This is a genomic window from Bradyrhizobium manausense, assembly GCF_018131105.1.
Classification (GTDB): Bacteria; Pseudomonadota; Alphaproteobacteria; order Rhizobiales; family Xanthobacteraceae; genus Bradyrhizobium; species Bradyrhizobium manausense_B.
The window spans coordinates 1,114,888-1,127,368 of record NZ_JAFCJI010000001.1 but is presented as its reverse complement, the minus strand read 5'-3'; the positions used below and the strand labels follow the sequence as shown (position 1 = coordinate 1,127,368).

General features: G+C 64.4%; 10 protein-coding genes and 1 pseudogene. 2 read left to right on the top strand and 9 right to left on the bottom strand.

Annotated elements, in window-relative coordinates; all coding sequences use genetic code 11:
* Positions 1 to 90: 90 nt before the first annotated feature.
* The 6 genes from JQ631_RS05060 to JQ631_RS05035 are packed head-to-tail and all read right to left on the bottom strand — an operon-like array spanning position 91 to position 5,960.
* A complete protein-coding gene (locus JQ631_RS05060) occupies positions 91 to 1,140 on the bottom strand; it encodes a LacI family DNA-binding transcriptional regulator (protein WP_212324530.1) in 1,050 nt (349 codons plus the stop codon).
* The gene (locus JQ631_RS05055) at positions 1,137 to 1,781 is read right to left on the bottom strand and encodes a ThuA domain-containing protein (protein WP_212324529.1); all 645 of its coding nucleotides are present in this window, start codon (positions 1,779 to 1,781) and stop codon (positions 1,137 to 1,139) included. Before JQ631_RS05055 ends, JQ631_RS05060 begins: the two co-directional genes overlap by 4 nt.
* A gap of 10 nt (positions 1,782 to 1,791) precedes the next feature.
* Positions 1,792 to 2,889, bottom strand: a complete 1,098-nt coding sequence (locus tag JQ631_RS05050) for a Gfo/Idh/MocA family protein (protein WP_212324528.1) — start codon at positions 2,887 to 2,889, stop codon at positions 1,792 to 1,794.
* 20 nt (positions 2,890 to 2,909) lie between these two features.
* Positions 2,910 to 3,758 (bottom strand): carbohydrate ABC transporter permease, encoded by an 849-nt coding sequence (locus JQ631_RS05045; protein WP_212324527.1) that lies wholly within the window; start codon positions 3,756 to 3,758, stop codon positions 2,910 to 2,912.
* The gene (locus tag JQ631_RS05040) at positions 3,751 to 4,692 is read right to left on the bottom strand and encodes a carbohydrate ABC transporter permease (protein WP_212324526.1); all 942 of its coding nucleotides are present in this window, start codon (positions 4,690 to 4,692) and stop codon (positions 3,751 to 3,753) included. The genes JQ631_RS05045 and JQ631_RS05040 overlap by 8 nt, the downstream gene beginning before the upstream one ends.
* Positions 4,693 to 4,694: 2 nt before the next feature.
* Positions 4,695 to 5,960 carry an extracellular solute-binding protein gene (locus tag JQ631_RS05035; RefSeq protein ID WP_212324525.1) on the bottom strand — a complete coding sequence of 422 codons (1,266 nt, stop codon included), beginning with the start codon at positions 5,958 to 5,960 and terminating at the stop codon, positions 4,695 to 4,697.
* 168 nt (positions 5,961 to 6,128) lie between these two features.
* Between JQ631_RS05035 and JQ631_RS05030 the strand changes: the two genes are divergently transcribed.
* The gene (locus JQ631_RS05030) at positions 6,129 to 6,887 is read left to right on the top strand and encodes an SDR family NAD(P)-dependent oxidoreductase (RefSeq protein ID WP_212324523.1); all 759 of its coding nucleotides are present in this window, start codon (positions 6,129 to 6,131) and stop codon (positions 6,885 to 6,887) included.
* 12 nt (positions 6,888 to 6,899) lie between these two features.
* On the opposite strand, the pseudogene JQ631_RS05025 reads toward JQ631_RS05030, so the two are convergent.
* The 3 genes and pseudogenes from JQ631_RS05025 to iolD all read right to left on the bottom strand — a co-directional run bounded on the left by JQ631_RS05025 (position 6,900) and on the right by iolD (position 11,236).
* Positions 6,900 to 7,672, bottom strand: a pseudogene (locus tag JQ631_RS05025) (SDR family NAD(P)-dependent oxidoreductase).
* A gap of 807 nt (positions 7,673 to 8,479) precedes the next feature.
* Entirely contained in the window at positions 8,480 to 9,379 is a 900-nt protein-coding gene (gene iolE, locus JQ631_RS05020) for a myo-inosose-2 dehydratase (RefSeq protein WP_212324521.1), read from the bottom strand.
* A 15-nt stretch (positions 9,380 to 9,394) separates the two neighbouring features.
* Positions 9,395 to 11,236 carry a 3D-(3,5/4)-trihydroxycyclohexane-1,2-dione acylhydrolase (decyclizing) gene (gene iolD / locus JQ631_RS05015; protein WP_212324519.1) on the bottom strand — a complete coding sequence of 614 codons (1,842 nt, stop codon included), beginning with the start codon at positions 11,234 to 11,236 and terminating at the stop codon, positions 9,395 to 9,397.
* Positions 11,237 to 11,488: 252 nt separating this feature from the next.
* Between iolD and iolG the strand changes: the two genes are divergently transcribed.
* Complete coding sequence (iolG, locus tag JQ631_RS05010; protein ID WP_212328497.1) at positions 11,489 to 12,481, top strand: inositol 2-dehydrogenase; 993 nt, start codon at positions 11,489 to 11,491, stop codon at positions 12,479 to 12,481.

Here is a 12,481-nt window from a genome sequence, read left to right as displayed (position 1 = left end):
CGTGCCATCGACCGCACTGGAGCCGACTCCAATGATGCGCGCGCCGGCCTGAAGTGCCCCACGCGCCGGTCTCCAGACGCGAACTGCCGATTACGGCAGATTGTCACGCAGGAAAATGTCGATGCGGATGCGCTCCTGGTCCGGGCTGATCGGCTCTTCCATGCAATGCGCCAGCAGCACCCGCGCCGCGGAGCGCGCCTCGTGGCCGGGGTCCTGGTTGATGACGGCACCGAGCGTCCCGCGAACGAGGAAGCGCCGCGTATGTTGAGTCAGCTCGTGAGTAATCCAGACCACGTCGCGAGCGCGACCGGACGCCTCTAGCGCCTCGGCAATGCCGCGATTGCCTGCACCGCAGCAGTAGATGCCGCGCAGATCCATATGGCGCTTGAGCAGCGCGGTGGTCAATTCCCGCGTGCGCTCGCTGTCGTCGCGGCCCTCGATCACCGGCAATGCCGTCAGGCTCGGATACTCGCTGGACAATATCTGGTGGAACCCGAACTGCCGCTCGGTGTGATCGCGGAGCGACAACGATCCCGCGATCACCGCAACCTTGCCCTCACGGGCGGCGAGAAAGCGCCCCATCAGCGTTGCCGCGGTTCGCCCCGCTGCGGGATTGTCGATGCCGACATAATGCAGGCGGCGCGAGCTCGGCGCGTCCGATACCAGGGTCACCACGGCGACCCCGCGCGCGGTGAGTTCGTCGATCGCGTCGCGTACCTTGGGATGATCGAGCGCGACGACGGCGACCCCCTGATAGACCGGCGACAAGCGTTCCAGCGCGCCGGCGAGGACATCCGGATCAAACACGTCGACGTGGAGGATGTCGATGAAGCCGCGCTGGCCCGCAAGCCAGTCCGCCGTGCGCTGGACCTGCTCGGTCAGATTGGTCATGAAGCTATTGCTGCCGGCCGGCAGCACGAAGGCGAAACGAAACGACTGCCCCCGGGCGAGCCGCGCGGCCGCGACGTCGGCACGATAGCCGAGCTTCGCCACCGCGGCCTCGACACGCGCGACGGTCTTGGCACGCACGCCCTCGCGCCGGTTGACGACGCGATCGACGGTGGCGAGCGAAACGCCCGCCGCACGCGCGACGTCTTCCAGCGTGGCGCGCATCGCCGGCTGCGTCGCGCCAGCTGTCATTCGCGCGCAGCCCACAGCATGCCGCGGGTCATCAACGTTCGGATCTCCGGGACGTCGAGTTCGTAGGCGCGGTGACCAAGTGAGGAGTAGAACACCCTGCCCGCACCGTAGCGCTTCTTCCAGACCACGGGCATTACCACGCCATCGATCCATGGCGCGTGTTCACCGGTGAAGGTCGTCGTCGCCAATACCTCGATGGCGGGGTCGATATGCATGTAATATTGCTCGGAACGATGCTCGAAACTTTTCAGGCCCATCATGATGGGATCGTCGGCCTTGGTCACGTCGACCTTGTAATCGATGATGTTGCCGGGATGCGCAACCCACTGCCCACCACACAGGAACTGGTAGTCCACAGAATCGCGGAACGCATCGCACATGCCGCCATGGTGGCCGGCGAGCCCAACGCCGCCCCTGACTGCCGCGCAGAGATTGAGCGCGTCTGCCTTCTCAATCTTCGACATGGTATAGATCGGGATGATCAAGGAGAGATCATGGATGGCGGGATCGCCGAATGCCTCCGTCGTCGTTTCAATCCGGACCTCGAAGCCTTCCGCCTTGAGCCAGCCGCGGATCATCGAGGCACACAAATCGGGATCGTGTCCCGGCCAGCCGCCCCATACAATCATTGCCTTGCGCATGGTCATTCCCTCAGTCGATCTGTCCGGTTTCACGTCCGGCCGGCAGCATCGCCGGCCGCTCGACGCGGTTCTCGATCTTGACGCGTCGCCCTTCGTCGGCGGAGATCTGGAACGCCTCCATCACCTCCAGCACGTGGAAGGCGAGCGCACCGCTGGCACGATGCGGCCGATTGTTCAGGATCGCTGAAGCCATGTCGGCGACCCCAATGGAGCGGAACTCGCCTTCGACATGGCCGTGCGTCAGCGGCACCGTCTCAAATTCACCGCCAGTCTTCGCAACCTGCACCTCGCCGCCGAAGCGGTTCGGGTCCGGCACCAGCATGCTGCCCTTGTCGCCATAGATCTCGATCGGCGCATGCCGGTGTTTCGGCACGTCGAAGCTCATCGCGATCGAGACGACCGCTCCGCTCTCGAATTCGAGTGTCCCGGCGACATGGGTCGAGACCTCGACCGGGATCAGCGCGCCATTCATCGGCTGGCTGGTGACCAGGCGCTCGGACTTAGGGCGCGCGGTCGAGCCCATCACGCTTGCGACCGGACCGAGCAGCTGCACGAGATCGGTGATGTAATAAGGTCCCATGTCAAGCATCGGCCCGCCGCCGCGGAGATAGTAAAAGCCCGGCGCCGGATGCCAGCGCTCATGGCCGGGGCAGCCGAAGAAGGCACTTCCGGCGACCGGAGTGCCGATCGCGCCGTCGTCGATCAGCTTGCGCGCGGTCTGGTGCCCGCCACCGAGGAACGTGTCGGGCGCGCAGCCGACGCGCAGGCCCTTTTGTGCGGCGAGATCCATCACCTTGCGGGCTTCCGCAACGTTGATGCCGAGCGGCTTCTCGGAGTGAACGTGCTTGCCGGCGTTGAGCACCGCGAGGCTGACGTCGGTGTGGGCCAGCGGGACGGTGAGATTGATGACGATCTCGACGTCGTCGCGCTTGAGCAGCTGATCGACCCGCATCGCCGGCAGCCCGAAGGCGGCACCCTGGCGCTCCGCGACATCGCTGCGCATGTCGGCCAGCGCTCTCACCTCCATGACGGAAAAGCGCTGCGCGGCCTTGAGGTAAGCGGTACTGATCACACCGCAGCCGATGATTCCGATGCCGACTTTTCTCATTTTTGTCTCCGTGGAGTCGTTCATCCCTTGACCGCACCTGCGGTGAGGCCGGCGACGATGTGCTTCTGCGCCAACAGGAACAGAATGATCGTCGGCAGGATGGTGAGCGTGATGAAGGCCAGGATCAGGTGCCACTCCGACGAATATTCGCCCTGATAGACCATGATGCCGAGCGGCCATGGATAGAGCGCATCGGTGTTGAGCATCACCAGCGGGAGCAGGTAGGCGTTCCAGCTGTTGACGAAGGTGATGGTCCCGACGGTGGCGAGGATCGGTCGCGACAGCGGCAGCGTCACATAGCGGAAGAACTTGATATAGCTGCAGCCGTCGACCAGCGCGGCTTCCAGCAGCTCATAGGGAATGTCTTTGAAGAAGCGTCGCAGCAGCAGGACGCTCATGGCAAGACTGAAGGCCACTTGCGGCAGCGCGACGCCGAGATAAGTATCGAGCAACCCGAGATCGCGCACCTTGATGAACAAAGGGAGCACGGCGGTCGCGGCCGGAAACAGCAGGCCGAGCGTCAGATAACTCAGCAGCATCGAGCTGCCGTAGAACCTGACATGGGCGAAGGTGAACGCGGCCATCGAGGCCGTGATCAGGGTCAACGTCACCGTCAGCGTCGAGATGATCAGCGAGTTGCGCAACAGCTGCCAGTAACGCGCGGAGAACAGGATGTCGGCGTAATTCTGCCATTCCCAGTGAGTCGGCAGCCCGAACGGATTGACGCGCAGTTCGCCGAGCGACTTGAATCCGCCAAGCAACGTCGCGAGCAGCGGCACCAGCACGAAGATCGCAACGACAGCGAGGAACGCCGTCTTGAACAGAACAGCGGGATCGAACGGCGCGCTTGTGGTGTCGGCATTACTCATCGCGCATGAACCATCGCTTGTACGTGAAGGCAAAGGTCACGCAGATCACGAACAGAATGACACCGATGGCGCTGCCATAGCCGACCCGCATGCGCGAGATACCGTTGTTGTAAAGGAAGCTCACCATGGTGTTGGAGGAATCCGCCGGTCCCCCGCGCGTCAGCGGCATGACGAGATCGAACAGTTGCAACGAGCCGACGATGGCGAAGAAGACGGAGAGCCGGATGGTCGGATAGAGCAAGGGAATCACGACATGGCGCAGGGCCTGCGAGCGCGTTGCGCCGTCGATCCGCGCCGCCTCGACCAGGCTCTTGTCGAGGCTCTGGAGCGCCGCGATGAACAGCATCATGTGGAAGCCAAAATACTTCCACACGATCACGATCAGCACCGCCAGCATCGCGGTGTCGGTCGATGCCAGGAGATGCGGCGGCTCGGCGCCGAAGGTGCGCCAGATCGAGGCAACGAGGCCATAGTCGCCGTCATAGACGAAAGAGAAGATCAACCCGGTCGCGATCTCGGCCAGGATGTAGGGCATGAAGAACAGCATGCGCAGCGCCACGGCGCCGCGAAACTTCTCGGCCAGCATCAAGGCCAGCGTGAGCGCAAGCGGCAGCTGGATTGCGAGCGAGACCGCGACGATCAGCCCATTGTTTCGCAGTGCCAGCCAGAACGCGCGCGTCTCCAGCACGAAGCGGTAATTGTCAAAGCCGATCCAGTGGGTCGGCCTGCCAAAGCCGTTCCAGTTGAAGCCCGAGTACCAGGCGGCTTCGCCGATCGGCAGCACCACGAACAACGTGAACAGCAGCAGCGCCGGCGGCAGGAACAGGATCAGGACGGTGAAACGGCCGTCCCAGCTCGGACCGCGGCTCGCGACCTGCGGGGCTGTCTCGCCGGCAACGCCCATCGGCGACGCGATCGCGATCCGCCGCGCCACTCTCAGTTACCCTGCTTGTACGCTGCTTCGATGGCCTTCGCAGCGTCCTGCGGGCTCATGCTGCCGCCGGCGATCTCTGCCGTGACGTCGTTGACGACGCGACCGACCGAGGGGCCGAGACTCTGGTCATAGAAGTTCTGATGATAGTTGGACTTCGCCAGATTGGCCGCGATCTGCTTCATGAAGGTGCTGTTGAGGCCGGCCTCGCCGCCCTTGACGACGGGAACGATGAAGTTGCCGACGGCGAGTCGCGCCTGCACGTCCTTGGAGATAAAGTACTTGAGGAAGTCGGTGGCCTCCTTGGGCGCCCCCTTGGTGATCAGCCAGCCGGTGATGCCGCCGAGCGTGTCTGACGGCTCACCCTTGCCGCCGGGTACGACCGGAAAATCGAACCAGCCGAGCTTGTCGTCGGAAAGACCGACCTTGTCGGCGGCGAGCGCGCGCTGGGTGTGATAGAACGACGAGATGGCCAGGATCATCGCGGCCTTGCCGTCACCGAAATAGCCGACCGCCTGCGGATTCTTGAAGCCGAGGAAGCCGTTCTGGAACGGCTGCAGATCAACGAGCTGCTTGAACAGCTCTCCGGACTTCTGGAAGGTCTCGCCGGCGAAGCCGCCGTTTTCACCCTTCAGCGCTGCATCGAAGGCCGGCTTGCCGCCGACGCGCACCGCGAGATGCGTCCAGAAGAAATGCAGCGGCCATTTGTCGGCACCGCCAACCACAATCGGCGTAACACCCGCGGCTTTCAGCGTTTTCACCGCGCCGAGCAGATCGTCCCATGTCTTGATCTTGCTTGCATCGACATTGCCCTTGGCCATCAGATCCTTGTTGTAGAGGAAGCCGACCTGCGACAGCGCAATGGGAAGTCCATAGACGTGGCCGTTCTGGGTGAAGGCGGCGAGCGCCGCCGGTGCGATCGTGTCGCTGTAGCCGCCGCTCTTCACGGAATCGGTGATGTCTTCCAGCACGCCCGCCTCGACCTGCGTCTTCAGCACCCCGCCGGCCCAGCTATAGATGATGTGCGGCCGGTCCTTCGATTGCAGAATGGTCGGCAGCTTGGCCTTGTAAGCCTCGTTTTCGAGGAACTGCATCTCGATCTTCACACCGGGATGCGACGCTTCATAGCTGCGTGCGACCTCCTCCCAGATCTTCACTTGGGCAGGATTCACCTCGATATGTAGCCATTTCACGATGGTATCAGCTGCGGCGACATTGGCGCCAAGCAGGCATGCGGCAGCGGCGAGTCCCAGCTTCTCAAGCAGTCTCATCACATCCTCCCAACGGGCTCTTATTCTTTGACTGCAATCCTGCCTTCAGTTTTTGAGGTACGCAACACAAATTCTGACCTATGCACCTCACGAAAGGAATGGCTAAGGTCGGGAAAAGAGTCGGGGCGCGCGGTCAGTCCGGCGTCCACAACAAACTGAGAGGTTCCCATGGCTGCCATCTATTCCGACCTCGCCGGCAAGGTTGTGCTCGTCACCGGAGGTGCAGCGGGAATTGGCGCTGCAATCGTGCGGCGCTTCGCGGAGCAGAAATCCAAGGTCGTATTCTTCGACATCAAGGTCGACGAGGGCCAGCGCCTGGCGCGCGAGCTGTCGGATCGAGGCCTGGCTGCGCATTTCCAGCATGTCGACCTGACCGACATCCCGGCGCTACGCGCCGGCGTCGTCGAGGCACGCAAGGCGCATGGCGCGATCAACGTTCTCGTCAACAACGCCGCCCATGACGAGCGGCACAAGACCGAGGAGATGACGCCGGAATATTGGGACGATCGCATCGCGGTCAATTTGAAGCACCAGTTCTTTGCGTCGCAGGCCGTGCTGCCGGACATGAAGGCCGCGAATGCCGGCGCCATCGTCAATTTCGGCTCGGTGTCGTGGATCGCCGGACAAGGCGGCATGGCGGCGTACACCGCCAGCAAATCGGGCGTGATCGGCCTGACGCGCTCGCTGGCGCGCGACTACGGTCCCTACAATATCCGCGTGAACGCGATCGCGCCGGGCTGGATCATGACCGAGCGCCAGCTCGAGAAATGGATGACCCCGGCCGGCGAGGTCGAATTGCAGCAACGGCAGTGCCTGAAGCGCAGGCTCGTTCCGGACGAGGTTGCGAAGGTCACCCTCTTCCTCGCCTCCGACGAGGCCTCGGCCTGCACTGCCCAGCACTACATTGTCGATGGCGGCTGGGTCTGAGACGCGTGTGGGCTACGACCGTGGCAGCGCGACGCCAGTCAGCTCGCGCAGCCTGTCGATGAGTGCGTCCTGAAAACCGGTGTCCATGGCTTCGCCAGCCGGCTCCTGCTCGCGCAAATGATGCCAGTAGCGACCGCTGATCAACGCGGCGGGATCGTTGCTGACCGCCAACCAGGCTTGCGTCTTCTGCCCGTCTCGACATCGACCGGCGCGCCCGAGCCGCCCATCCTTGTGCGCGCCCAGCCGGGATCGACCGCGTTGCTCAGGACCCGCGGCCAGCGTCGTGCGAGCGCAAACGCAAGAGCCACGACGTGAAGCTTGCTCTCCGCGTAGGCCTTGGCAGAATCCCAGGGTCTCTTCGTCCAGTCGAGATCATTCAGCGACCCTGCCCCGCCGCGGTGCAAGCCGCTGCTGAGATAGACCAGCCTGGCGGGCCGTTCGATCAGCGCCGTCAGCATGTACGGCGCAAGGGCGTTGATCGCGAGCGTACTCGCATGACCTTCCGGAGTGGAACCGCGACTTCGCTGCGTGTAGACGCCGGCGTTGTGGATGATCGCATCCATGCGCCCGATCGCGTTGACCTGGTCCGCCATTCCCCTCGTCTCGGCGCCGCTCTGGAGATCGCCGACCACAACGCCCTCGGCGCGCGAGGCGAGGTCTTTTAGCGCCGCAGCCCGATCGGCCGAACGCGCGTGCAGCACCACCCGGTGGCCTTGATCGAGCAGCGAGTGCGCAGCCACGCGGCCAAGCCCGTCCGTGCTGCCGGTGATGAAAACGATTGCCATGCCTTGCCTCTCCGAACGTTCCAGAACCGACTCTACAGCGTCAGCGGGTCACTTCGATAGCGGTCGTCCCCCGCATCTCCCGCGCGAGACGCGCTGACCTGTCACGCACAGACGCACATTCGCATTCTCGCGGCGCATTTCGCCCGAGCTTTGCTTCATCGTTCCGCCCTCCTATCCAAGAGGGCGCAGGGAAGACCGGGTGCTGACCTCGCACCCGCGGTCCGCTGCGCGAAAATGTAGCGCAGGAAAACCGCACAGCAGCATACAGGTGGTGCCAATCACTCGGCCTTCCCTGCGCGATGGGTTGACGGTTTATGCCGTGCTCTCCCGGGAGCCGAATTCGTTCTGGCCTCCCTCGCCTCGCAGATGAGCGATGCACTTCACCCGGTTGGGCTACCTGCACCTCCGCGAAAAGCTTGACCGTAGCGACGACGGTCAGGACCACACGGTTTTGCCGTACGCGCATCCGTTGGCGCCACAGGGTCTTGCAGCAGTGTGCACACGCGCCGCAAGAATGTTGGCGAAACGAACTAACAGCGCCGTTCGTCCGCACGCGGTTTCGGACTCACAGGGACTACCCGCCCTGTCCGCACCATTCCGTGCCGACGCTGCCGCGTCCACCGCAAGCCCGGCTCGCAATCAGTGACGACGTACGATCGCCCCTCGAGGATGAGCCGGGATGGCCGAGACATACGCCGTTTCCGAATTTCGGTAAAGTGGAATATTTTCATGAAGAGGGGTTGACGAGCTGACGGGTGTTTTGCCCGACGGGCCGGCAGAACCGCTGCAATTCATCGATACCTGAAATCAGGCAAGCCCGGCTTGCTTCATGCTCTGCTTCAGATGGGCCATACCTTTCCTGGCATAGGTCAGCGGGTTTGCCTTCTGCGGGTCCTGCTCCGCCTCGACCACAATCCAACCGGAATAGCCCTTGAGCTCGCGGAAGACGGAGGGGTAATCGACCATGCCGTCGCCGGGGACGGTGTAGACACCGAGCTCGCCGCCGCGCCCCAGCACCGCGTCGAGGAAGCTCCAATCTTCGCGTCGCGCCTGCTCCATCACCGGCCTGCGTACGTCCTTGGCGTGGACATGGCTGATGCGGGCACGATAATTCCGGGCCAGCACGGCTGGATCGGCTCCGCCCCAGGTGGCATGACCGGTGTCGAGCAGGAGATGAGCGGCCTCGCCGGTCGCCGCCATGAAGGCGTCGATGTCATCGGCGCTTTCCACGATGGTACCGATGTGATGATGGTAGACCAGCCTGACGCCCTCGGCGCGCGTACGCTCGGCAACTTCAGTGATACGGCGACCGAACTGCGCCCAGTCGCCGGCCTTCATGACCGGCCGCTGCGATAGCGGCTTGCTGCGATCGCCATGGATCGCGTTCGACGTCTCGGCGAACACCAGCACGTTCGATCCCATCGCCTTGAGCAGATCGAGATGCGGGCGCAGATACCGCATCTCCTCCTCGGCATCGCGCTTCAAAAGCTCCGCCGAGTACCAGCCGGAGATACAGGCCATACCGAACGGCGCGAGCGCTGCCTTCAGCGCCTGCGGCTCGCGCGGAAATTTGTGGCCGAGCTCCATGCCGACGAAGCCCACCTCGCGCGCCTCGGCGAGGCAGGTCTCGAGCGATGTCTCGCCGCCGATCTCCTGCAGATCGTCGTTCGACCAGCCGATGGGGTTCGCGCCGATACGGATAGGCATGTCGTCCTCGCTTGATCAGTATTTGCGGCGCACGAGCGCCTCGACATATCCGCGCCTTGCGGCCTCGACCTCGGCGCGCTCCGAGACCTCCGGCACCGCGACATCCCACCAATGGCCGCCGGCATCGGTCGAAGGCAACGGGTCGGTGTCGATCACGACGACGCTGGTCCGATCGTGACCTCGCGCCTCGTCGAACGCCGCTTCCAGCTCGGTGAGCCCAGCGACCTTGCGCGCGACCGCGCCCATCGCGGCCGCGTGGGCTGCGAAGTCGATCGCCGGCAGCGTCTCGTGGCGGGCGTCGCGCAGGAGGTTGTTGAAGGGGGCGCCGCCGGTCGCATTCTGGAGCCGGTTGATGCAGCCGAAGCCGCGGTTGTCGAGCACGACGATGATGAGCTTCACACCTGACATCACCGACGTGGCGATCTCGGAATTCATCATCAGGTAGGATCCGTCGCCGACCATCACGATGACTTCGCGCGCGGGATCGGCGAGCTTGACGCCGAGCCCGCCGGCGATCTCGTAGCCCATGCAGGAATAGCCGTATTCCATGTGGTAGCCGCCGGGCGCGCCCGCCTGCCAGAGCTTGTGCAGCTCGCCGGGCAAGCCGCCGGCGGCGCAGAGCACGACATCGTCAGGCCGGCTGCGGCGTTGAACGGCGCCGATGACCTGCGCGTCGCTCGGCAAGGTTTCGTTGCCGGCAGCCAGGTAGCGTGCAGCCGTTTCCAGCCAGACCGTGCGGCCGGTCCTTGCCTGCTCGGTCCAGATGGCGGGCGCCACCCAGCCCCGAAGTGCGGCGCCGAGTTCGGCCAGAGCGGCCTTGGCATCGGCAACGAGCGGCTGCGCACAATGCTTGCCCGCATCGAAGCTCTGCGTGTTGAGGCCGACGATCCGGCAGGCGGGATCGGCGAAAAGCGAGCGTGATCCTGTGGTGAAGTCCTGCAACCGCGTGCCAATCGCGAGCACGAGATCGGCACGCCGCGCCGCATCGTTGGCCGCGCCTGTGCCGGTGACGCCGATCGCGCCGAGATTGAGCGGATGGTCGTGCGGCAGCGCGCTCTTGCCGGCTTGGGTTTCCGCCGCCGGGATGCCGTGCGCGGTGCAGAAGGCAGCGAGATCGCCCTCCGCCTCGCTGTAGAGGACGCCGCCGCCGGCGACGACGAGCGGGCGCTTCGCCGCCTTGAGCAGCGCTGCGGCCTGCGCCAACTGCGTCACGTCGGCCCGCGCCCGGCGCGGCTGCCAGACGCGTTCGGCGAAGAACCAGTCGGGATAGTCGTAGGCTTCGGTCTGCACGTCCTGACAGAGCGCGAGCGTCACGGGCCCGCATTCGGCAGCATCCGTCAGAACCTGCATCGCCCGCTCGAAAGCAGGCATGATCTGCTCGGGCCGGGTGATGCGATCGAAATAGCGAGAGACGGGCCGGAAGCAGTCATTGGCGGAGACGGTCCCGTCGCCGAAATCCTCGATCTGCTGCAGCACCGGATCGGGGCGGCGTCCGGCGAAGACATCGCCAGGCAACAGCAGCACCGGCAGGCGGTTGACGTGAGCGACCGCAGCCGCCGTCACCATATTGGTCGCGCCGGGGCCGATCGAACTCGTCACCGCCATCATGCGCCGGCGGCGCGAGGCCTTGGCAAGGGCGATCGCGGCATGCGCCATCGCCTGCTCATTATGCGCGCGAAAGGTCGGCAGACGATCGCGCACCGCATACAGCGCCTCGCCGAGCCCCGCGACATTGCCGTGCCCGAAGATGGCCCAGACGCCGGCAAAGAGCGGCTGGTCCTGTCCGTCGATCACCGTCCTCTGCGCGGCCATCGCAGCAACGAGCGCCTGCGCCATGGTGAGCCTGATCGTCGCCATCACTCACTCCTGCTCAACCGCGCCGCCCGGCTTCGATCATCGGGCCAGAATGTTCCGTCGTTGCGCCGACCGCGCCTTCGTCGTCGTGCAATCCGATACGATTCCGTAACGCGGCTGATGACATCGAGACGGCACGCTCCGACCTTGACTAAGCGGCGCAGAGAATGGAATGCTTATTCGAATAGTCAAGCAAGACAAAGAAAATATGCCACCCAGGGAGTGCCTCCGTCTTCGACGGACATGAAGATGACAATGCGGTTTGGACTTCTCGGCGCCGGCAGGATCGGGCGCATTCACGCTCTCAATGTCGCGGCGCGCGGCGATGCACGGCTGGTTGCCGTGGCCGACGCCTCAATCGAGGCCGCATCCTCGCTGGCGCAGGCGACAGGTGCGAAGGTGGCCGATGCGGACGCGATCATGAGCGATTCCGGCATCGACGCCATTCTGATCTGCACGCCGACCGATACGCATGCCGACCTGATCGAATCCGCCGTCTCGGCCGGCAAGGCGGTGTTCTGCGAGAAGCCCGTCGATCTCGATTCGGACCGCATCCGCCGCTGCCTGGCCACGGTCGAAAAGTCAGGCAAGTCTCTGATGATCGGCTTCAACCGCCGCTTTGATCCGAACTTCGCAGGCCTGGAGAAACGGCTGCGCAGCGGCGAGGCCGGCGAGATCGAGATCGTCAGCGTCATCTCGCGTGATCCCGGACCACCGCCGGTCGATTATGTGAAACGCTCGGGCGGACTCTTCCGCGACATGATGATCCATGATTTTGACATGGCGCGCTTTCTGCTGGCAGAGGAGCCGGTCGAGGTCTTCGCGCTCGGCTCGGCGCTGGTGGACAAGGCCATCGGCGAAGCCGGCGACGTCGACACCGCCGCCGTGCTGATGAAGACGGCGACCGGGCGCATCGCGCAGATCTCGAATTCGCGCCGTGCCACTTACGGCTACGACCAGCGCATCGAGGTGCATGGCTCGAAGGGAATGCTGAGGGCCGGCAACATCCACGAGACGACCGTCGAGATCGCGACCGGCCAGGGCTTCCGAGCCGATCCGGTGCAGAACTTCTTCCTCGAACGCTATGCCGCCGCCTATCGCGCCGAACTCGCTGCCTTCATCGATGCCTGCGCCGGCAAGGTTGCGCTCTCCCCGACCGGGCACGACGGGCTGCGCGCGCAGATGCTCGCTGACGCCGCCACCGAATCGGCCCGCACCGGCCGCCCCGTCGCCATCAAGGCCGATTGA

Excerpts from the sequence above, each read along its gene's own strand:
- JQ631_RS05060 (WP_212324530.1), bottom strand. The coding sequence starts at position 1,140 with ATGACAGCTGGCGCGACGCAGCCGGCGATGCGCGCCACGCTGGAAGAC.
- JQ631_RS05055 (WP_212324529.1), bottom strand. The coding sequence starts at position 1,781 with ATGCGCAAGGCAATGATTGTATGGGGCGGCTGGCCGGGACACGATCCC.
- JQ631_RS05050 (WP_212324528.1), bottom strand. The coding sequence starts at position 2,889 with ATGAGAAAAGTCGGCATCGGAATCATCGGCTGCGGTGTGATCAGTACC.
- JQ631_RS05045 (WP_212324527.1), bottom strand. The coding sequence starts at position 3,758 with ATGAGTAATGCCGACACCACAAGCGCGCCGTTCGATCCCGCTGTTCTG.
- JQ631_RS05035 (WP_212324525.1), bottom strand. The coding sequence starts at position 5,960 with ATGAGACTGCTTGAGAAGCTGGGACTCGCCGCTGCCGCATGCCTGCTT.
- JQ631_RS05030 (WP_212324523.1), top strand. The coding sequence starts at position 6,129 with ATGGCTGCCATCTATTCCGACCTCGCCGGCAAGGTTGTGCTCGTCACC.
- iolE (WP_212324521.1), bottom strand. The coding sequence starts at position 9,379 with ATGCCTATCCGTATCGGCGCGAACCCCATCGGCTGGTCGAACGACGAT.
- iolD (WP_212324519.1), bottom strand. The coding sequence starts at position 11,236 with ATGGCGACGATCAGGCTCACCATGGCGCAGGCGCTCGTTGCTGCGATG.
- iolG (WP_212328497.1), top strand. The coding sequence starts at position 11,489 with ATGCGGTTTGGACTTCTCGGCGCCGGCAGGATCGGGCGCATTCACGCT.